The organism is Acidovorax sp. K2F, assembly GCF_025246485.1.
In the GTDB taxonomy this organism is placed as follows: Bacteria; Pseudomonadota; Gammaproteobacteria; order Burkholderiales; family Burkholderiaceae_C; genus Acidovorax; species Acidovorax delafieldii.
The window spans coordinates 112,873-132,587 of the sequence record NZ_JAOBSQ010000041.1; the positions used below are offsets into that span (position 1 = coordinate 112,873).

The 19,715-nt window shown below is 63.8% G+C and carries 17 protein-coding genes and 4 tRNA genes; 9 read left to right on the forward strand and 12 right to left on the reverse strand.

Annotated elements, in window-relative coordinates:
• Nucleotides 1-144 precede the first annotated feature (144 nt).
• Together N4G42_RS16135 and acs are read right to left on the reverse strand one after the other, a co-directional pair.
• Nucleotides 145-618, reverse strand: a complete 474-nt coding sequence (locus N4G42_RS16135; RefSeq protein ID WP_056747132.1) for a hypothetical protein — start codon at nt 616-618, stop codon at nt 145-147.
• A 414-nt stretch (nt 619-1,032) separates the two neighbouring features.
• Nucleotides 1,033-3,027 carry an acetate--CoA ligase gene (acs, locus tag N4G42_RS16140; protein ID WP_260667889.1) on the reverse strand — a complete coding sequence of 665 codons (1,995 nt, stop codon included), beginning with the start codon at nt 3,025-3,027 and terminating at the stop codon, nt 1,033-1,035.
• A gap of 213 nt (nt 3,028-3,240) precedes the next feature.
• On the opposite strand from acs, the gene N4G42_RS16145 reads away from it, so the two are divergent.
• The 5 genes from N4G42_RS16145 (at nt 3,241) to N4G42_RS16165 (ending at nt 7,654) form a co-directional block, all read left to right on the forward strand.
• On the forward strand, nt 3,241-3,840 hold the full coding sequence (locus tag N4G42_RS16145; protein WP_056064456.1) for a TIGR00645 family protein: 600 nt from the start codon (nt 3,241-3,243) through the stop codon (nt 3,838-3,840).
• Nucleotides 3,841-4,053: 213 nt separating this feature from the next.
• On the forward strand, nt 4,054-4,986 hold the full coding sequence (locus N4G42_RS16150) for an intradiol ring-cleavage dioxygenase (protein WP_260667890.1): 933 nt from the start codon (nt 4,054-4,056) through the stop codon (nt 4,984-4,986).
• Between the two features lie 53 nt (nt 4,987-5,039).
• A complete protein-coding gene (locus tag N4G42_RS16155; protein ID WP_260667891.1) occupies nt 5,040-5,318 on the forward strand; it encodes a hypothetical protein in 279 nt (92 codons plus the stop codon).
• A gap of 6 nt (nt 5,319-5,324) precedes the next feature.
• Nucleotides 5,325-6,947: an ATP-binding protein gene (locus N4G42_RS16160; RefSeq protein ID WP_260667892.1), complete on the forward strand. Its 1,623-nt coding sequence runs from the start codon at nt 5,325-5,327 to the stop codon at nt 6,945-6,947.
• On the forward strand, nt 6,944-7,654 hold the full coding sequence (locus N4G42_RS16165) for a response regulator (RefSeq protein ID WP_260667893.1): 711 nt from the start codon (nt 6,944-6,946) through the stop codon (nt 7,652-7,654). Before N4G42_RS16160 ends, N4G42_RS16165 begins: the two co-directional genes overlap by 4 nt.
• A gap of 132 nt (nt 7,655-7,786) precedes the next feature.
• Here N4G42_RS16165 and fumC read toward each other — a convergent pair whose 3' ends face one another.
• The gene (gene fumC / locus N4G42_RS16170; protein WP_056065141.1) at nt 7,787-9,196 is read right to left on the reverse strand and encodes a class II fumarate hydratase; all 1,410 of its coding nucleotides are present in this window, start codon (nt 9,194-9,196) and stop codon (nt 7,787-7,789) included.
• A 170-nt stretch (nt 9,197-9,366) separates the two neighbouring features.
• Between fumC and N4G42_RS16175 the strand changes: the two genes are divergently transcribed.
• The 4 genes from N4G42_RS16175 to murI all read left to right on the forward strand — a co-directional run bounded on the left by N4G42_RS16175 (nt 9,367) and on the right by murI (nt 12,865).
• Entirely contained in the window at nt 9,367-10,935 is a 1,569-nt protein-coding gene (locus N4G42_RS16175; protein ID WP_121942538.1) for a fumarate hydratase, read from the forward strand.
• A 175-nt stretch (nt 10,936-11,110) separates the two neighbouring features.
• Nucleotides 11,111-11,329: a hypothetical protein gene (locus N4G42_RS16180; protein ID WP_260667894.1), complete on the forward strand. Its 219-nt coding sequence runs from the start codon at nt 11,111-11,113 to the stop codon at nt 11,327-11,329.
• Nucleotides 11,330-11,364: 35 nt separating this feature from the next.
• A complete protein-coding gene (locus tag N4G42_RS16185; RefSeq protein ID WP_409557840.1) occupies nt 11,365-11,811 on the forward strand; it encodes a DUF6882 domain-containing protein in 447 nt (148 codons plus the stop codon).
• 163 nt (nt 11,812-11,974) lie between these two features.
• Nucleotides 11,975-12,865, forward strand: a complete 891-nt coding sequence (gene murI, locus N4G42_RS16190) for a glutamate racemase (protein WP_260667935.1) — start codon at nt 11,975-11,977, stop codon at nt 12,863-12,865.
• An 87-nt stretch (nt 12,866-12,952) separates the two neighbouring features.
• Here murI and N4G42_RS16195 read toward each other — a convergent pair whose 3' ends face one another.
• The 9 genes from N4G42_RS16195 to clpP form a co-directional block, all read right to left on the reverse strand.
• The gene (locus N4G42_RS16195; protein ID WP_056064476.1) at nt 12,953-13,477 is read right to left on the reverse strand and encodes a M48 family metallopeptidase; all 525 of its coding nucleotides are present in this window, start codon (nt 13,475-13,477) and stop codon (nt 12,953-12,955) included.
• A gap of 152 nt (nt 13,478-13,629) precedes the next feature.
• The gene (locus tag N4G42_RS16200; RefSeq protein WP_260667896.1) at nt 13,630-14,262 is read right to left on the reverse strand and encodes a DUF6806 family protein; all 633 of its coding nucleotides are present in this window, start codon (nt 14,260-14,262) and stop codon (nt 13,630-13,632) included.
• 13 nt (nt 14,263-14,275) lie between these two features.
• Nucleotides 14,276-14,368: transfer RNA gene (locus N4G42_RS16205), tRNA-Leu, on the reverse strand.
• 153 nt (nt 14,369-14,521) lie between these two features.
• Nucleotides 14,522-14,597: transfer RNA gene (locus tag N4G42_RS16210), tRNA-Gly, on the reverse strand.
• A gap of 181 nt (nt 14,598-14,778) precedes the next feature.
• Nucleotides 14,779-14,852 (reverse strand) — tRNA-Cys (locus N4G42_RS16215).
• 58 nt (nt 14,853-14,910) lie between these two features.
• A tRNA-Gly gene (locus N4G42_RS16220) sits at nt 14,911-14,986 on the reverse strand.
• Nucleotides 14,987-15,072: 86 nt separating this feature from the next.
• Nucleotides 15,073-17,511 (reverse strand): endopeptidase La, encoded by a 2,439-nt coding sequence (lon, locus tag N4G42_RS16225; protein ID WP_260667897.1) that lies wholly within the window; start codon nt 17,509-17,511, stop codon nt 15,073-15,075.
• Between the two features lie 126 nt (nt 17,512-17,637).
• Nucleotides 17,638-18,903, reverse strand: coding sequence for an ATP-dependent Clp protease ATP-binding subunit ClpX (clpX, locus tag N4G42_RS16230; RefSeq protein WP_056064485.1), 1,266 nt, complete (start codon nt 18,901-18,903; stop codon nt 17,638-17,640).
• Nucleotides 18,904-19,005: 102 nt separating this feature from the next.
• Nucleotides 19,006-19,614, reverse strand: coding sequence for an ATP-dependent Clp endopeptidase proteolytic subunit ClpP (gene clpP, locus N4G42_RS16235; RefSeq protein WP_015014885.1), 609 nt, complete (start codon nt 19,612-19,614; stop codon nt 19,006-19,008).
• Nucleotides 19,615-19,715: the final 101 nt, after the last annotated feature.

Consider the following 19,715-nt stretch of genomic DNA (forward strand, 5'->3'; position numbering starts at 1 on the left):
GCGGGTTCTACCGCCCCGGCCCCAGCAAAAAGCCGCGCACGATCAGTGACGCGGCTTTTTTTATGCCTGCGGACGACGCCCGTTTTCCCCCTGAGTTCGCAGACCGTACCTGCGCCTTCCAGGACATCACCCACAGGATAGGCGCTACACGATGGGGGTCACCAGCGAATTGCGGGAGCGCAGCTGCTGCTCCAGCTGGCCCACATAGGCCGCGGTGGTGTTGTCTGACTCCTCGGCTCGGGCAGCCAGGCGGGCCTCAAGGTGGTCCAGCCGCGCCAAAACCGCCGCATGGGCCTGACTGTGCTGGATTTCAAGGAATGTACGCAGTTCCGTGAAGCGGGACGCCTCGGCCTTGTCAGCCAGCTCGCGCTGTGCCTGCATCTCTTTGGTGTGGCGGCGGGTTTCGAGCAGTACCGAGCCCTGCAGCGACAACACGTAGGCCACGAAGAAGATGCCCAACAAGGCGGTAAGCGCCAGCATGAGCAACCCGAGCGGCGCTTCAAATGACACCACCCCCAGCGATACCAGGGAAGGGGCGGCCAGCGCAGGCCAGTTCAATGCAGCCAGTGCAGCAATCACCAGCACCGTCAACAGCAAAACGATGGAACGCAAGTGCATGGGAAATCTCCGGTCAGCAGCGTCCGGCCAGGGTGGCCGATCACGCCATGCTGCCGTTGTAACGCATACACGGGCAATTGCTGCCAGCGCAGGAGTGATTGGAGATCACGTCCTACAAAGCGCGCTGCAGGCCCGCCGGGTGAGCGGGCCCGCTGCTTCGATCCCGTACCGGGGTGATCAACGGGTTTTGTGGCCACGTCACATCGCTACGGGATATGAGTGTCCCCAGACCCGGCAAGCACTGCGCGTTGGCGCCTGCGGAGCTCTTCTTGATCAATCAGCCTTGCAGCTTCGATCAAGGGGCGGCGGGTGAGATACCAAGGTTTTGTGGCCACATCACATCGCTGCGCGATATGAGTGTCCCCGAATCCGGCAAGCGCTGCGCGCTGGCGCCGTTGCACGGCGCCTTCTTGATCAGTTGGTCTGGGCCAACTGATCCAGAATTGCCGGATTCTCCAGCGTGCTGGTGTCCTGGGTGATGGCCTCGCCCTTGGCAATGCTGCGCAGCAGGCGGCGCATGATCTTGCCGCTGCGGGTCTTGGGCAGGTTGTCGCCAAAGCGGATGTCCTTCGGCTTGGCAATGGGGCCAATCTCCTTGGCCACCCAGTTGCGCAGTTCGTTGGCGATCTGCTTGGCTTCCTCGCCGGTGGGGCGCGAGCGCTTGAGCACCACAAACGCACAGATGGCCTCACCGGTCACGTCGTCAGGGCGGCCCACCACGGCGGCCTCGGCCACCAGGTCGGTCTTCGCCACCAAGGCCGATTCAATTTCCATCGTGCCCATGCGGTGGCCCGACACGTTGAGTACATCGTCGATGCGGCCGGTGATGCGGAAGTAGCCCCGGTCGGCACTGCGCACCGCCCCGTCGCCTGCCAGGTAGTAGCCCTTGAGTTCTTCGGGGAAGTAGCTCTTCTTGAAACGCTCGGGGTCGTTCCAGATGGTGCGGATCATGCTGGGCCAGGGGCGCTTGATGACCAGGATGCCACCGGCGCCGTTGGGTACGTCGTTGCCCATTTCGTCCACGATGGCCGCGGTGATGCCGGGCAAAGGCAGCGTGCAGCTGCCGGGCACCAGCGGCGTGGCGCCAGGCAGCGGGGTGATGACATGGCCACCGGTTTCGGTCTGCCAGAAGGTGTCCACGATGGGGCAGCGCTCGCCGCCCACGTTCTTGTGGTACCACATCCAGGCTTCGGGGTTGATGGGCTCGCCCACGCTGCCCAGGATGCGCAGGCTCGACAGGTCGGAGCGCGCGGGGTGTACCGCCTCGTCGGCTTCGGCCGCCTTGATGAGCGAGCGGATGGCGGTGGGGGCGGTGTAGAAGATGGTGCACTTGTGGCGCTCGATCATCTGCCAGAAGCGGCCCGCGTTCGGGAAGGTGGGAATGCCTTCAAAGATGATCTGCGTGGCGCCTGCAGCCAGTGGGCCATAGGCGACGTAGGTGTGGCCCGTGATCCAGCCAATGTCGGCCGTGCACCAGAACACATCGTCGGCGCGCAGGTCGAACGTCCAGTCCATGGTCATCTTGGCCCACAGCAGGTAGCCGCCGGTGCTGTGCTGCACGCCCTTGGGCTTGCCGGTGGAGCCGCTGGTATAGAGGATGAACAAAGGGTGCTCGGCGCCCACGGCCACGGGTGCGCATTCGGTGCTTTGCCCCGCCAGTGCCTCGGCAAAGGTCTTGTCGCGCCCGGCCACCATGTTGCAGGCCGTGGCTGTGCGCTGATAGACAAACACATTGCGGATGGTGTCGCAGCCGCCCATGGCCAGGGCTTCGTCGATGATGGACTTGAGCGGCAGCTCCTTGCCACCACGCATCTGGTAGTTGGCAGTGATGACGGCCACCGCACCGGCATCGATGATGCGCTCGTGCACGGCCTTGGCGCTAAAGCCGCCAAACACCACGCTGTGCGTGGCGCCAATGCGGGCGCAGGCCTGCATGGCAATCACGCCCTCAATGGTCATGGGCATGTAGATCAGCACGCGGTCGCCCTTGGCCACGCCATGGGCCTTGAGCGCGTTGGCAAACTGGCTCACGCGGGCCAGCAATTCCTTGTAGGTGATCTTGGTGACCGTGCCATCGTCGGCTTCAAAGATGATGGCCGTCTTGTTCTCGGTGGCGGTGCCGATGTGGCGGTCCAGGCAGTTGGCCGAGGCATTGAGTTCGCCATCGGCGAACCACTGGAAGAACGGCGCGTTGGACTCGTCCAGCGTGCGGGTGAAAGGCTTGGTCCACTGCAGGTTGCCGCGTGCCTGGCGCGCCCAGAAGCCCTCGAAGTCCTTTTCGGCCTCGGCACACAGTGCGTCATACCCAGCCATGCCGGACACGCGCGCGGCTTTGACGATGGCGTCCGAGGGCGGGAACACGCGGTTCTCAACCAGCACGGACTCGATGGCGGATGTGGGCGCACTCATGGTGTTGTCTCCTGGATCTAATGGGAATTGGAATTGGGCGGTACTGTCGGGCGCGGCACTTACAGGCCACTGACTGGCGCGAAGCTTACAGAGTACGCCATTGCGGCGCGCCTGTCGCCAAAGGCCGGGCCACCGGCTGCGCAGACCCACCTGCCACCGCAGGGACATGCTGCCCCCCTAAAATCGCGCCTCCTGCAACCCTTTGCGAGTGCCATGTCCTCTCCCCAACACAAGCCCCCAGCGCCACTGCGCCCCCTGCCTTCCATGATCTTCGCCAGCCGGTGGCTGCAACTGCCCCTGTATCTGGGCCTGATCCTGGCGCAGGCGGTGTATGTGTTCCATTTCTGGGTGGAACTGGTGCACCTGATCGAAGCCGCGTTTGGCAACACGGCGGCCCTGCAGAGCCTGGTGTCCAGCATTGGCTACAAGAGTGATTTCCAGGTCACCGCGCTCAACGAGACCATCATCATGCTGGTGGTGCTGGCGCTGATCGACGTGGTGATGATCTCCAACCTGCTGATCATGGTGATCGTCGGCGGCTACGAGACCTTTGTCTCGCGCCTGCACCTCGAAGACCACCCCGACCAGCCCGAGTGGCTGAGCCATGTGAACGCCTCGGTGCTCAAGGTCAAGCTGGCCACCGCCATCATCGGCATCAGCTCCATCCACCTGCTCAAGACCTTCATCAACGCCGCCAACTACGACCTCAAGGTGCTGATGTGGCAAACCATCATCCATGTGGTGTTCCTGCTCAGCGCCCTGGCCATTGCGCTGACCGACCGGCTGATGTCGCACTCGTCGGACCGCCACTGAGCACGGCGACGGTCCCCACGCTCCCCGGCAACGCCGGGGGAGCCCCCGGGACCAGAATATCAGTCAAAAGTGCCAGTAGCGCTAGTTGCGTATGCGCTGGCAGCTATCAAATTTGAAGCAAGCACCCTTCGGTATTCAGCGCCCTGGGCGCTCCCAGATTTCTCCTCAATCGGTAGGCACAGTGCGGTGCAGACCCACCCGAAGGAGAAATCCATGCACCCTCTGTCCTCTCTCTCCCCGACCGCAGCCGCGGCGCAAGCACCCGCTGCGGCAGCCTCCCGGTCCACACACACCGCCACCAGCCGCCGCCTTGCATTGAGCGCGCTCGGCTCGCTGGGCGTCGCCACCTTGTGGGGCTGCGGCGGCGGCAGTGACAGCACCAGCACCGACTCTGGCAGCAGCACGGACTCCGGGTCTGGCACCGGCAGCGGTACCGGATCGGGCACTGGCAGCGGTACCGGATCGGGCACTGGCACCGGAACAGGCACCGGCACAACCACCACCTGCTCCGTCGTCCCCGAGGAAACCGCAGGGCCCTACCCTGCCGACGGCTCCACGGCCAGCAACAACACCTACAACGTGCTCGCGCTCAGCGGCATCGTGCGCTCGGACATCCGCAGTTCAGTGGGTTCGTCCACCCAGGTCAGCGGCGTGCCGCTGTCCATCACCATCACGCTGACGAACACCAGCGCCAGCTGCGCGGCGCTGTCGGGCTACGCCATCTACCTGTGGCACTGCACGCAAGACGGCAACTACTCGGTCTACACCTCCAACAACATCGCCGACAACTACCTGCGCGGCGTACAGGCCACGGACGCCAACGGCACCGTGACCTTCACCACCATCGTTCCGGGCTGCTATGCGGGCCGCATGCCGCACATGCACCTGGAGATCTACCCCTCGCTGGCATCGGCCACCAAGGCCGCCAACAAGATCAAGACCACGCAACTGGCGTTCCCCACCGCACTGCTCAGCAGTATCTACAGCAGCAATTCGGGCTACAGCGCCAGCGTGCGCAACCTGGCCTCCATGTCGTTTGCCACGGACAACGTCTTCAGCGATGGCACCACGCTGGAGATGACCACCATGCAGGCCAACACCGGTGGCGGCTACTCGGCCAGCATCACGATTTCGATCGCGGTCTGAGCCCCTCGTTTCTTCCATTCACCCTGTTGTTTCGATCTCCAGAAAGACGCCCGATGTTCAAGATCCACCCCCTTTTTGCCGCACTGGCCCTGGCATCCATCGCCGCAGCGTTCCCCAGCCACGCCCAGCCATCCCGCGGCACGCCGCCCGCCCCGCCACCTGAGGCCTACGCCGCCTGCAAGGGCAAGACCGAAGGTGCCTCCGTCACGCTGACCATGCCCGACGGCAAGAGCCTCGCAGGCACTTGCCGCACAATGGACGGCACCCTGGTGGCCATGCCCGCTGGCGGGCCTGGTGGCCCCGGCGCAGGTGGCCCGCCCCCCGCCCGCTGACCCACCATGCCGCCCCTGCGCTCCCTCGTCCCCGTGCCCCATCTGACGCTGCACCGCAAAGCCTTCATCGCCCTGGCCGCCCTGCTGCTGGCGCTGTTGCTGATCTTTGTGGGGTTCTCGCGCCTGGGCCTGCAGCGGGGCCTGGGGCCGTATGTGGCCGAGATCGAGCTGGCCCGCATGGACTGGCTGGCCGAGCGCCTGCAGGCCCACCACACCCAGGCAGGCGGCTGGGACAGCCTGCGTGGGCAGTCGTCCCTGTGGGGACGGCTGACCCACCCGGGCGGCGGTCCACGCGGGCCGAGTGGCGCCCGCCCCCCCAGCGGCTCGCCGCCCGGCCTCCCGTCGGAGCCTCCTGGCACGGCCGCCGCCCCTGCTTCCAATGCCAGTGACAGTGGCCGTGGCGCTGACCTTGGCAACAGCCCGCCCCCACCTCCACCCGGCGACCTGCGGCCCCTGGACCGGGGCCCAGCGCCACCCCAGCGCCACCCGGATGACATCTACCCCCGCCTGGGCCTGCTCGATGCACAAGATCAGCTGGTCGCAGGCACACCGCCCCAGCCGGGGGGCGCACGCCTGGCGTTGCGTGGCGCCGGTGGCCAGACCATCGGGCACCTGGTGCTGGCGCCCCCGCAGGGCGTGCGCAGCGAGGCCGACCAGGCCTTTCTGGCCCAGCACCTGGGCTTTGTGGCGTGGACAGGCCTGGTCGGCCTGGCCCTGGCGCTGGTCCTGTCGGGCTGGCTGGCACGGCGCTGGCTGGCGCCGGTCGAGGCCCTGGCCACCGGCGCACGCGGCATTGCGCAGGGTCACCTGCACACCCGCGTGCCCGTGCACGGCAATGACGAACTGGCCCAGCTGGCCCGAACCTTCAACACCATGGCCGAACAGCTGGGCAGCATCGAAGCCAGCCGCCGCCAATGGCTGGGCGACGTGGCCCACGAGCTGCGCACGCCCCTGGCCGCCATGCGCGCCGAGATCGAGGCTGTGCAGGACGGCATCCGCCCCTTTGACGACAAGACCGCGCTGCGCCTGCACCGGCAGGTGATGCGCCTGATCCAGCTGGTGGGCGACCTGCGCGCCAGCCTGGATGCAGTGGGCACCAGCGCACCCTCGGCCCAGGTGCCCGTGCACCCGCTGTCGCTGCTGAACGAAGCGCTGGCCTCCATGCGCCCCCGCCTGGCGCAGGCGGGCATCGATGTGGACACCAGCGGCCTGGATGCCCTGGCCGCACAAGGCGCCGCCCAGCCGGCCCCCCTGGTGCGCGGCGACGCGCAGCAGCTGCACCAGGTGTTTTTGAACCTGCTGGAAAACAGCCTGCGCTACACCGACGCGGGCGGCCTGCTGCGCATTGCGGCGCGCCTGCTGCCACCGGCCGATGGAGCCCCCCAGCTGCAGGTGCAGCTGGACGACAGCGCGCCCGGCGTGCCCGCGCACGAGCTGCCCCGTATCTTTGAGCGCCTGTACCGCGCTGAAACCTCGCGCAACCGCGACCACGGCGGATCAGGCCTGGGCCTGGCGATCTGCCGCGCCATCGTGCTTGCCCACGGCGGCACGCTGACGGCCGAGGCATCGCCCCTGGGCGGGCTGCGCATCACACTGAACTTGCCCCTTCTGGACAACCCGGCACCATGAGCCCACGCATCCTTGTCGTCGAAGACGAACCCGACATCGCCGCCATCGTGGTGGATTACCTGCGCCACGCGGGCTATGCGGTGGAGTACCAGGCCGAGGGCCGCGCCGCGCTGGCGAGCATGCTTACCACGCCGCCCGACCTCACGCTGCTGGACATCATGCTGCCCGGCATCGACGGGCTGGAGATATTGCGCCAGGCGCGGCGCCACACGCAGCACCCCATCATCATGCTCACCGCCAGGGTGGAAGAGGTGGACCGCCTCATCGGGCTGGAGCTGGGCGCGGACGACTACATCTGCAAGCCGTTTTCGCCGCGCGAGGTGGTGGCCCGGGTCAAGGCCGTGCTGCGCCGCACCGCTGCAGCGCAGGAGGTTTCCTCCGCCAGCACCCCGCTTGCCGCCTTGATGCTGGACGAGTCGCACTGGCAGGCCACGCTGCATGGCACGCCGCTGGGCCTCACGCGGCGCGAGTTCAAGCTGCTGCAGGTGCTGGCGCGCCAGCGGGGCCGCATCTTCTCGCGCGCCCAGCTGCTCGACCAGGCCTACGACGACACGCTGGACGTGAACGAGCGCGCCATCGACAGCCACATCAAGAACCTGCGCAAGAAGCTCAAAGCCGCCAGCACGGACGGCAGCGACTGGATCCGCTCGGTGTATGGCATAGGCTTTGCGCTGGACCCGAACCACGAGGGCCCGCCAGCGGCCTGACAGGCAGGCTGCCAGCGCCCCCCTGGGTCCGAACACTATCAATTCAATAGCTACTCAGGCATGTAGCACTAGCGCTACCGGTGCATTTGGCTCAAAAACGCCACGATAGCCCCACCAAACAGCCCTGCAGACTTAGCGCCCCACCATCTGCGCAGGCACAACCCACTGGTCAAACTGCTCGCCCGTCACATGGCCCGAGGCCACGGCGGCGGCGCGCAGGCTGGTGCCCTCCTTGTGCGCCTTCTTGGCGATGAAGGCCGCCTTGTCGTAGCCGATGTGGGGGTTGAGTGCCGTCACCAGCATCAGCGACTGCTCCACCAGGTCGTTGATGCGCGCCTGGTTGGGCTCTATGCCCACGGCGCAGTGCTCGTTGAAGCTGGCCATGCCATCGGCCAGCAAGCGCACGCTCTGCAAGAAGTTGTGGATCACCATCGGGCGGAACACGTTCAGCTCGAAGTTGCCCGAGGCCCCGCCGATGTTGATGGCCACGTCGTTGCCCAGCACCTGCGCGCACAGCATGGTCAGCGCCTCGCACTGCGTGGGGTTGACCTTGCCCGGCATGATGGACGAGCCCGGCTCGTTCTCGGGGATGGTGATCTCGCCCAACCCGCTGCGCGGGCCGCTGGCCAGCCAGCGCACGTCGTTGGCAATCTTCATCAGGCTGGCCGCCAGGGTCTTGAGCGCGCCATGGGCATGCACCAGCGCATCACAACTGGCCAGGGCCTCGAACTTGTTGGGGGCGGTGACCAACGGCAGGCCGGTCAGGTCGGCCAGCTCCTTGGCCACTGCCTGCGCATAACCGGCAGGCGCATTGAGCCCCGTGCCCACCGCCGTGCCACCCAAGGCCAGCTCGCCCAGGTGGGGCAGCGCGGCGCGCACATGCTGCTCGCCATGCTGCAGCTGCGCCACCCAGCCCGAGATCTCCTGGCCGAGCGTGAGGGGCGTGGCGTCCTGCAGGTGGGTGCGCCCAATCTTCACGATGCTGTCGAACGCCTTCGCCTTGGCCGCCAGCGTGGTGCGCAGGCCGTGCAGCGCGGGCAGCAGGCGGTGCATCAGCGCGTCCACTGCCGCGAGGTGCATGGCGGTGGGGAACACGTCGTTGCTCGACTGGCTCTTGTTCACCTCGTCGTTGGGATGCACCAGGCGCGCTTCGCCGCGCGGGCCACCCAGCAGCTCGCTCGCCCGGTTGGCCAGCACCTCGTTCATGTTCATGTTGGTCTGCGTGCCCGATCCGGTCTGCCACACCACCAGCGGAAACTCCTGCAGGTGACCACCTTCGATCACCTCGTCTGCTGCCGCCACGATGGCCGTGGTCTTGGCCGCATCGAGCAGGCCCAACGCGTTGTTCACATAGGCGCTGGCCCGCTTGACCTGGGCCAGCGCCCGGATCAGCTCCGGCGCCATGCGCTCGCCCGAGATGGCGAAGTGGTGCAGCGAGCGCTGTGTCTGCGCCCCCCACAGGCGCTGGGCAGGCACATCGATGGGGCCGAAGGTGTCTTTTTCGGTACGGTATGCGGTCGCGTCGGGGGTAGAGGTCTTCACGGTGGGGCCTTGCGCGCTCGGTGAGCGGATGGGAATGAATGAAACACCAGCCCGCAGCATACCCACCGAAGGCCATGGCGCGCTACCACCCCCCATCGCCCCTGACAGGCCCGCGCAAGCCCGCCGGGAGATAATTCGGGGTTCGCGTTTTCCCTAAAACCCCCACCGCCATGACCACGACGACCATTCGCCAAGAAGACCTGATCGAATCCATTGCCGGCGCACTGCAGTACATCAGCTACTACCACCCCACCGACTACATCGCCCACCTGGCCCGCGCCTACGAGCGCGAGAAGAGTCCGGCGGCCAAGGATGCGATCGCCCAGATCCTGACCAACAGCAAGATGAGCGCCACCGGCCAGCGCCCCATCTGCCAGGACACCGGCATCGTCAACGTGTTCCTGAAAGTGGGCATGGACGTGCGGTGGGAAGGCTTCAGCGGCAGCCTGGACGACGCCATCAACGAAGGCGTGCGCCGGGGCTACAACCACCCCGACAACACGCTGCGCGCCTCGGTCGTGGCCGATCCGCAGTTCGCCCGCAAGAACACCAAGGACAACACCCCTGCCGTGATCTTCACCGAGATCGTGCCCGGCAACACCGTGGACATCACCGTGGCGGCCAAGGGCGGCGGCTCGGAGAACAAGTCCAAGATGTACATGCTCAACCCCGGCGACAACGTGGTGGACTGGGTGCTCAAGACCGTGCCCACCATGGGCGCTGGCTGGTGCCCGCCCGGCATGCTGGGCATCGGCATTGGCGGTACGGCCGAAAAGGCCGTGCTCATGGCCAAGGAAAGCCTGATGGACGACCTGGACATGTACGAACTGCAGGCCAAGGCCGAAGCCGCCAAGACCGGCGGCCCCGCGCTCGACAAGGTCGAAGAGCTGCGCCTGGAGCTGTTTGAAAAGGTCAACGCGCTGGGCATTGGCGCGCAAGGCCTGGGCGGCCTGACCACGGTGCTGGACGTCAAGATCAAGATGTACCCCACACACGCAGCCAGCAAGCCGATTGCGATGATCCCCAACTGCGCCGCCACACGCCACGCGCACTTCGTCATGGACGGCTCGGGCCCCGTGTACCTCACGCCCCCCAGCCTGGACCTGTGGCCCAACGTGAACTGGGCGCCCGACTACAACAAGAGCAAGAAGGTCAACCTCGACACCCTGACCAAGGAAGAAGTGGCCAGCTGGAAGCCCGGCGACACGCTGCTGCTCAACGGCAAGATGCTGACCGGCCGCGATGCTGCGCACAAGCGCATCCAGGACATGCTGGCCAAGGGCGAGAAACTGCCTGTGGACTTCACCAACCGCGTCATCTACTACGTGGGCCCTGTGGACCCCGTCAAGGGCGAGGCCGTGGGCCCTGCAGGCCCCACCACCGCCACGCGCATGGACGGCTTCACCGAGATGATGCTGGCCCAGACCGGGCTGATCGCCATGGTGGGCAAGGCCGAGCGCGGCCCGGTCGCCATCGAGGCCATCAAGAAGCACCAGAGCGCCTACCTGATGGCCGTGGGCGGCGCCGCCTACCTGGTCTCCAAGGCCATCAAGACCGCCAAGGTCGTGGGCTTTGAAGACCTGGGCATGGAAGCCATCTACGAGTTCGACGTGGTGGACATGCCCGTGACCGTGGCCGTGGACGCCGGTGGCACCAGCGCCCACATCACGGGCCCGGCCGAGTGGCAAAAGCGCATCGCCTCGGGCGAGTTCAAGGGCATCGGCGTCGCCGCCGCCTGATGCGCGTTGGTGTGGCAGGGCACCGCAAGGTGCCTGCCGCAACACAAGGTGCAATGACAAGGAACCGCCTTCGGGCGGTTTTTTTGTGGCCGCCCCGACGCACACCCCCGCATCCGGTTCGGCAAAAATACGGGCTCGACCCGACTCCTCTTCTTCGGCGTTTGCCGCCCCCACCATGCTTTTGAACCACGGGTTTGCACAGACCCTTCGACAGCCCCTCTACGCCCTGCTGCTGACCACGCTGATCGGCGCCCTGCCCCTGGCGGCCAGTGCCAACCCGCCCATGGTTCCGCAGCGCGACGCACAGACCGCCTTTGGCGGTGCACTGCCTGCCCGCGACGCAGCGCTGCTGGACGCCAGCCTCGCATCCCATACGAACGCCAACAGCTGCTGAACAGCCAGCACCTGGCAGGCAGCCAACTGCGCACGCTGGACTTTTTCCACAAGACCTTCACCGTGCTCCGTGGCGGCAAGCGCACGGTGTTCGATGCGGAGCTGCTGGGCACGTGGTGGCCCGAAAGCCGGCGCTGGGCATGGGAGGCCGTTGAACGCGTGCCTGACCTGAAAGACCCGAAGCGCCAATCGTTCGCCACGGGCAGCGCGCTCACGCGCCTGTATGGGCGCGAGCATGGCATCGACATCCTGCAGACGGATACCGCGCAATTGGCGAGCGAAGAGGCTGTCTGGTATCTGTGCGCGTTTGCCGCGCAACTCAACCAGGCCACCGGCGTGCTGGTGAGCATCGGCAGCGAGCTGGTCGCCGAGGGCCAAGAGGGTCAAAAGGCCGTGGTCAAACGCTACTACCTGCTGTCGCACCCGAAGGTCGCAGAAGCAACGCCCATTGGCAACGGCAAGGCCAAAGCACCCGCACGCTAGTCGATCCGCCCCCCGTGCTCCATGGCGTCGCCGGTCATCGCCCAGCCCCGGCCTTGATTGCACAGCCAGAGTTTTGACCCACTCCGTAACAGAACGCAGCGCATACAGCCTGGAACTGCGGTTTTCCTACAATCCAGCCTTTTGTCCAACCATGGGCTCCCTGATGCAGTCGGCCTCTTCTCCTATCGGTGTATTTGACAGCGGCGTCGGGGGGCTGAGCGTGCTGCGCGCCCTGTTGGCCGCCATGCCCCACGAGCGCTTCGTGTACCTGGCCGACAGCGGCAACGCCCCCTACGGTGAGCGTGGCGACGCCTATGTGGCCGCCCGCACCCATGCCATCACCCAGTACCTGTGCGAGCAGCATCACATCAAGGCCCTGGTGGTGGCGTGTAACACGGCCACCGCGGCTGCCATTCATGAGGTGCGAAGCAGCCACCCGGAGTTGCCCCTCGTGGGGCTGGAGCCAGCCGTCAAGCCCGCTCTTGCAGTGACAGAAACAGGGCATGTGGGTGTCATCGGCACCCGTGGCACATTGACCAGCGCCAAGTTCGGCAAGCTCATGGCGTCACTGGCCGATCAAGCCCACTTTGTAGTCCAGCCCTGCGATGGTCTTGCGCACGCCATCGAGCGAAGCGTGGCACTGCCACCCGCCGCCCCCGGCAGTCCTGTCGGTGCCACGGAGACTGGCGCACTGTGCGAACGTTATCTTCAGGCGATGGGCAGTTTTGGTACAGGCCCTGGGCAGATGGACACCCTGGTGCTGGGCTGCACCCACTACATCTTTGTGGCCCACGAGTTGCGCGCACTGGTGGGGCCTGACGTCCAGTTCATTGAGACTGGAGAGCCCGTGGCGCGCCAGACGCGGCGGCGGCTGGAGACCGCAGGTCTGCTCGCTGTGCCCGAGCCATCCAAACCATGCAATCAACCTTCGCCCCTCCAAAGCAACCCATCGGTGCAATTGCTCACCACGGGGCCGGTGTCCATGCTGGAGGCAGCAGCCCAGCGGTGGCTGGACCTGCCCCCCAGCCAGTGCCAGAGCGTTTCAGTTCCCTGATTCAGCCTCTATCTGCTTCTGGTGCATGATCCATATGTGCCAGTCGCTATCATTTATGAAGCAACTGGGTGTGACGGCTCTGAGTCTTCAGGACGCGTCGCTGCCCCAGAGCCGGGTGCCTGCCTGCTCCACATGGGTGAGGTACAGGCGCAGATCGAACTCGTACTGGTGGTACTGCGGCTCCATATGGGTGCAGAGCTGGTAGAAGGCTTTGTCGTGGTCCTTCTCGCGCAGATGGGCCAGCTCGTGGACAACGATCATGCGCAGGAACTCTTCGGGCGCCTGCTTGAACATCGCGGCAATGCGAATCTCATGCTTGGCGGCCAGCCGGTTGCCCTGCACACGCGACACCGCCGTGTGCAAGCCCAGCGCGTGGCGCACCACGTGGATCTTGTTGTCGAACAGCACCTTGTTGACCGTACCCGCATTGCGCAGGTAGCGTGCCTTGAGCTCCTGCGCATAGTCGTAGAGCGCCCTGTCGCTGCGCACGGCGTGCGCCTGCGGATACTTGCGCTGCAGAACCGCCCCGAGCTTTCCCTGTGCCAGCAGATCGCGCGCCTGGTCTTGCAACGAAGCGGGGTAAGAACGCAGATACGGAAGATCAGTGCTCATGGGCAACAAGGCAGCGACGCGCAGGGCATGGAGTGGCGCGACCACACAGAGGCATCGAAGCGTTCGGAGAATTGACCCAATGCCTGGGAGATATCGGAGGGCGATGCGCGGAATGGCGCGCACCACCACTCAGCGCAGCACGCCCACGCAAGTCAGTGCAAGTGACGCGGACGACGGCCACCGCCACCGCCGTGACCACCACCTGGGCCGCCGGGGCCACGCGGGGGCTTGCCGATCTCCAGGGAGTTCACCAGGGCATCAAAGCGCTGGCTGAACAGCTTGTCGATCTCTGCGACCACGCCCCCTAACTCGGCGCCATCAAAGTGGCGCTCCATCATGTTCACCACGTCTTGCACCAGCAGATCACGCTGCACCTGCATGATGGCAGCGGGCGTGGGGCCGACGAAAAGCGTCACGAAGTCATCGCGCGACTCGGCGCCCTGCTCTTCTTCGTCTTCATCAAAGTCGGTGTCGTAGAAGGTGACCTCGATGGCCGCGCCTTGCTCCGCCAGCTCATTGAGGCTCATGCACATCTCGTCGAGCGACTGGCGGAAATCCTCGTCACCCCGTACCGTCCAGCACATCTGCAGCAAGTGCTCCTGCGCGTCGTACTTGATGCCAGGTTCTTCCTCATAAGCACTGGCCGCGCCATCGGCCAGCGAACGGGCTCCAGCGTACTTCCACAGGGGTTTGAGCGCCTCCTGGAGCTGGTCAAAACTGACATCAGCACGCAAGAGAACCTGTCCGTGGACGTGGATTTCGAAGGGAGCGTTGTAACTTGACATGATTGAATCGTAGTGGTGCCCCGAGCCGGGGTCGAACCGGCACGCCCCTTTTCAGGAAAGCGGCGGATTTTAAGTCCGCAGTGTCTACCAATTTCACCATCGGGGCGCCGGCTGCTGAGCGCATACCTGCGTTGCAGCGTAACCCGGGCAGCGCGTGCGCGCAATGCCCTGTCGCATCTCTGGTCGGGGCCGCAGTTTGACAACAGCACGCTCCGAACCACCAAGAAAAAAGGGAAGCCTAAGCTTCCCTTTTCAAATATGGAGCGGGAAAAGAGTCTCGAACTCTCGACCTCAACCTTGGCAAGGTTGCGCTCTACCAACTGAGCTATTCCCGCATTTTCTGATTTTCCTAACGTTTCCGTTAGTGCTTATCAGCAAGCCTCAAATTATATAACTATTTTTGGCCGTATTCGATTGCAAGCCAAAAAATTTCCATCCAACTACCATCCATCGACACGATCCCTGCAAGCGTCTCGGCCCAGAGGCTTTGATCGCTTCACTGCTGCAGACCATATCTGGAGGCGCGGTCCGGAGTCGAACCGGACTAACCGGATTTGCAATCCGGGGCATAACCGCTTTGCTACCGCGCCAGGAACTCTCATTCCTCTGACAAAAAAGGGAAGCAATTGCTTCCCTTTTTGTGGAAATTGGAGCGGGAAAAGAGTCTCGAACTCTCGACCTCAACCTTGGCAAGGTTGCGCTCTACCAACTGAGCTATTCCCGCATTTACCGAAGCCTTACATTGTACAACGTTTGCTGCGATGGAATGAATTGTAGCGCATTTTTTGGGAGTTCCCAAAAAAAATTGCGTCAATGTTTCAATCCATCGGCCGTGGCGGACGACACCGCTGCCTTGTCCGTCGACACAGGCACCGCAGCAGCCACTGCAACCTCTTCATCCGTCAGCGGCACGGGCTTGCTCTCCAAAGCAACTTCCAGCACCTTGTCGATCCACCGCACGGGCACGATCTCCAGACCGCTCTTCACGTTGTCCGGAATCTCGGCGAGGTCCTTCACGTTCTCTTCAGGGATCAGCACGGTCTTGATGCCACCGCGCAATGCGGCCAGCAGCTTTTCCTTAAGGCCACCAATGGCCGTCACCTCGCCACGCAGCGTGATCTCGCCTGTCATGGCCACATCGCCGCGCACAGGGATACCCGTGAGCGCAGAAACAAACGCGGTAGTCATCGCAGCCCCCGCGCTGGGGCCGTCCTTGGGGGTGGCACCGTCTGGCACGTGAATGTGGATGTCGCGCTTTTCGAACGTTTCATCCTTGATACCCAGCACGCGCGCGCGGCTGCGTACCACCGTACGGGCAGCCTCCACGGATTCCTTCATCACATCACCCAGCGAACCCGTGCGCGTAATCACACCCTTGCCCGGCATGATGGCCGCCTCGATGGTCAACAGATCTCCACCCACCTCGGTCCAGGCCAGGCCCACTACCTGCCCCACCTGGTTTTGCAGCTCCGCACGGCCATAGGTGTACTTGCGCACGCCCAAAAAGTCCGGCAGGTTGTCAGCCGTGACCACCACCTGCGGCTCCAGTTTCTTGAGCTGCAGGCCCTTGACCACCTTGCGGCAAATTTTGGACAGCTCGCGCTCGAGCGAACGCACACCTGCTTCACGGGTGTAGTAGCGCACCATGTCGCGCACTGCAGGCTCGGTAATGAGCAGTTCTTCGTCCTTCACACCATTGTTCTTGAGCTGCTTGGGCAGCAAGTACTTCATGGCGATGCTGGTTTTCTCGTCTTCGGTGTAGCCCGACAGGCGAATCACTTCCATGCGGTCGAGCAGTGCCGGCGGAATGTTCATCGAATTCGATGTGGCGACGAACATCACATCGCTCAGGTCGAAGTCCACCTCGACGTAGTGGTCACCAAAGGTGTGGTTCTGCTCAGGGTCCAGCACCTCCAACAGAGCGCTCGACGGATCGCCCCGGAAGTCAGTACCCAGCTTGTCGATCTCGTCCAGCAGGAACAGCGGATTGCGCGTGCCCACCTTGGACAGGCTCTGCAGCACCTTGCCCGGCAGCGCACCGATGTAGGTGCGGCGATGCCCGCGGATCTCGGCCTCGTCGCGCATGCCGCCCAGGGCCATGCGCACGTACTTGCGGCCGGTGGCCTTGGCGATCGATTGCCCCAGCGAGGTCTTGCCCACGCCAGGAGGGCCCACCAGGCACAGGATGGGCGCTTTCACCTTGTCCACGCGCTGCTGTACCGCGAGGTATTCAAGGATGCGGTCCTTGACCTTGTCGAGGCCGTAATGGTCTTCGTTGAGGACGCCCTCGGCATTCACGAGGTCGTGTTTGATCTTGGTCTTCTTGCTCCAAGGCAGCGCGGTGAGCACGTCGATGTAGTTGCGCACCACCGTCGCCTCGGCCGACATGGGCGACATCAGCTTGAGCTTCTTGAGTTCGGCGTCAGCCTTCTTGCGTGCCTCGGCCGGCATCTTGGCGAGCTTGATCTTTTTCTCGATCTCCTCGATGTCGGCGCCTTCGTCGCCCTCACCCAGTTCCTTCTGGATGGCCTTGACTTGCTCGTTCAGATAGAAGTCACGCTGGTTCTTCTCCATCTGGCGCTTCACGCGGCCACGGATCTTTTTGTCGACGTTCAGGATGTCCACTTCGCGATCGAGCTGCTCGAACAGGTTTTCGAGGCGCGCCTTTACATCCGAAAGATCCAGCACCACCTGCTTGTTCTCGAGCTTGAGAGGCAGGTGTGCAGCAATGGTGTCTGCCAGTCGACCTGGATCGTCAATGCTGGAGATGGAAGTCAGGATCTCGGGCGGGATCTTCTTGTTGAGTTTGACGTACTGGTCAAACTGCTGCATCACTGCGCGACGCAGGGCCTCGATTTCACTGGGCTTATTGGCGTCGGGGGTTGCCTCCACCGGTGTCACGGTGGCCATGAAATGCGTCTCGGCATCTTCAATGGAAGCCACCAGAGCGCGCTGCTGGCCTTCCACCAGCACCTTCACGGTGCCGTCGGGCAGCTTGAGCATCTGCAAGATGGTGGAGACACAGCCCACATCGAACATGTCGGCCACCGAGGGCTCATCCTTGGCGGCAGCTTTTTGGGCCACCAACATGATGCGGCGATCAGCCTCCATGGCCATCTCAAGGGCCTTGATGCTCTTGGGGCGGCCCACGAAAAGCGGGATCACCATGTGAGGGAACACCACCACATCGCGCAAAGGCAACAGCGGCAGGTCAATAGGGGTGGCTGGCAGGGGGGTATGTCCGGACATGGAAATCCTCAAAGTGCTCTGTGGAAGTGGGTCCACATGTGGGGATTTTCAACCCTTGCACGCAGCCGTACTGGCGCAAGGGTTGATGGTTCAAAGGGCGACAACATGGCGCCCGCTCCGGTCTTCTCAGGCCTTCTTGGCCGCTTCGCGGTACACGAGCAGCGGCGGCTTGTTTTCTTCGATGGTGGATTCGTCCACCACCACCTTTTCGACGTTGCTGGTGTTGGGCAGGTCGAACATCGTGCCGATCAGCGATTGCTCCAGGATGGAACGCAGACCTCGCGCGCCCGTCTTGCGGGCCAGCGCCTTGCGGGCAATGGCTTTCAGGGCAGCGGGGCGAATTTCCAGGTCCACGCCTTCCATGGCCAGGAGCTTGCTGTACTGTTTGACCAGCGCGTTCTTCGGCTCGGTCAGGATCTGCACCAACGCATCTTCACTCAGTTCAGCCAAGGCAGTCACCACTGGCATACGGCCCACCAGTTCAGGAATCAGCCCGAACTTGATCAGGTCTTCGGGCTCGATCTCGGTGAACACTTCGGTCAGCGAGCGCTGCTTCTTGCTTTTGACCGATGCGCCAAAGCCGATGCCTGAGGCCTCGGTCCGGTTCTCGATGACCTTTTCCAGCCCTGCAAACGCGCCACCGCAGATGAACAGGATGTTGGTTGTGTCGATCTGCAGGAAGTCCTGGTTCGGATGCTTGCGCCCGCCCTGGGGCGGCACGCTGGCCATGGTGCCCTCGATGAGCTTGAGCAGCGCCTGCTGCACGCCCTCGCCCGACACATCGCGCGTGATGCTGGGGTTGTCGGATTTGCGCGAGATCTTGTCGATTTCATCGATATAGACAATACCGCGCTGGGCGCGCTCGACTTCGTAGTTGCAACTTTGCAGCAGCTTCTGGACGATGTTTTCCACGTCCTCGCCCACATAGCCGGCTTCGGTCAGCGTGGTGGCGTCGGCCATCACAAAGGGAACATCCAGCATGCGTGCCAGGGTCTGCGCCAACAAGGTCTTGCCCGAGCCCGTAGGGCCGATCAGCAGGATGTTGCTTTTGGACAGCTCCACATCGTCCTTGTGGGCCTTGTCCTTATGGCGCAGGCGCTTGTAGTGGTTGTACACCGCCACCGCCAGCGTACGCTTGGCAACATCCTGGCCAATCACATAGTTGTCCAGATTGGCCTTGATCTCGACCGGCGTGGGCAGGTCACTGCGGCCTTCGCGGGCCAAGTCCCCGGCAGGCAGTTCGTCGCGGATGATCTCGTTGCACAGGTCAATGCACTCGTCGCAGATAAAGACCGACGGACCGGCGATCAGCTTCTTCACTTCATGCTGGCTTTTGCCGCAAAAAGAGCAGTAAAGGGTTTTTTCGCTGGAAGAGCCTTTTTTCTCGGCCATGGGGGCAATGCCTTGCTTGTTTCGGAAAGTTGTCGGGATGATAACCAAATAAAAAACGGCGCCTTCCCCTCGGGAAAACGCCGCTTCGTCGCCCTCGGGCGATCAGGCGCGTTGGCTGATCACTTGATCGACCAAACCATAGTCCTTGGCCTCGTCGGCCGAGAGGAAATAGTCACGCTCGGTGTCGCGCTGGATCTTCTCCAGCGGCTGTCCGGTGCGCTCAGCAAGGATCTTGTTGAGCTGCTCGCGGGTCTTGAGGATCTCGCGGGCGTGGATCTCGATCTCGGTGGCTTGGCCCTGCATGCCGCCCAATGGCTGATGGATCATGACCTTGGAGTTGGGCAGCGCAAAACGCTTGCCCTTGGCGCCCGCCGCCAGCAGGAACGCACCCATGCTGGCCGCCATGCCCGTGCAAAGGGTCGAGACATCGGGCTTGATGAAGTTCATGGTGTCAAAAATCGCCATACCGGCGCTCACCGAACCACCGGGCGAGTTGATGTAGAACGAGATGTCCTTGTCCGGGTTTTCACTTTCCAGGAACAGCAGCTGTGCCACCACCAGGTTGGCGGTCTGGTCATTGACCGGGCCCACCAGAAAAATCACGCGCTCCTTGAGCAGGCGCGAGTAGATGTCATAGGACCGTTCGCCACGGCCCGACTGCTCGATGACCATGGGGACCATGCCCAGGCCTTGTGTTTCCAATGCGCTCATGTATTTCTCCAGTCAAGCAGGTACTGTACCCAGAAATGAATTGGGGCTTGTGCACGAAAGCACAAGCCCCTGGTGTGTCTTGACAACCAGAACCGGGCAGT

Coding starts and splice junctions, on each gene's coding strand:
- N4G42_RS16135 (WP_056747132.1), bottom strand. CDS start 618: ATGCACTTGCGTTCCATCGTTTTGCTGTTGACGGTGCTGGTGATTGCT.
- acs (WP_260667889.1), bottom strand. CDS start 3,027: ATGAGTGCGCCCACATCCGCCATCGAGTCCGTGCTGGTTGAGAACCGC.
- N4G42_RS16145 (WP_056064456.1), top strand. CDS start 3,241: ATGTCCTCTCCCCAACACAAGCCCCCAGCGCCACTGCGCCCCCTGCCT.
- N4G42_RS16150 (WP_260667890.1), top strand. CDS start 4,054: ATGCACCCTCTGTCCTCTCTCTCCCCGACCGCAGCCGCGGCGCAAGCA.
- N4G42_RS16155 (WP_260667891.1), top strand. CDS start 5,040: ATGTTCAAGATCCACCCCCTTTTTGCCGCACTGGCCCTGGCATCCATC.
- N4G42_RS16160 (WP_260667892.1), top strand. CDS start 5,325: ATGCCGCCCCTGCGCTCCCTCGTCCCCGTGCCCCATCTGACGCTGCAC.
- N4G42_RS16165 (WP_260667893.1), top strand. CDS start 6,944: ATGAGCCCACGCATCCTTGTCGTCGAAGACGAACCCGACATCGCCGCC.
- N4G42_RS16175 (WP_121942538.1), top strand. CDS start 9,367: ATGACCACGACGACCATTCGCCAAGAAGACCTGATCGAATCCATTGCC.
- N4G42_RS16180 (WP_260667894.1), top strand. CDS start 11,111: ATGCTTTTGAACCACGGGTTTGCACAGACCCTTCGACAGCCCCTCTAC.
- murI (WP_260667935.1), top strand. CDS start 11,975: ATGCAGTCGGCCTCTTCTCCTATCGGTGTATTTGACAGCGGCGTCGGG.
- N4G42_RS16195 (WP_056064476.1), bottom strand. CDS start 13,477: ATGAGCACTGATCTTCCGTATCTGCGTTCTTACCCCGCTTCGTTGCAA.
- N4G42_RS16200 (WP_260667896.1), bottom strand. CDS start 14,262: ATGTCAAGTTACAACGCTCCCTTCGAAATCCACGTCCACGGACAGGTT.
- lon (WP_260667897.1), bottom strand. CDS start 17,511: ATGTCCGGACATACCCCCCTGCCAGCCACCCCTATTGACCTGCCGCTG.
- clpX (WP_056064485.1), bottom strand. CDS start 18,903: ATGGCCGAGAAAAAAGGCTCTTCCAGCGAAAAAACCCTTTACTGCTCT.
- clpP (WP_015014885.1), bottom strand. CDS start 19,614: ATGAGCGCATTGGAAACACAAGGCCTGGGCATGGTCCCCATGGTCATC.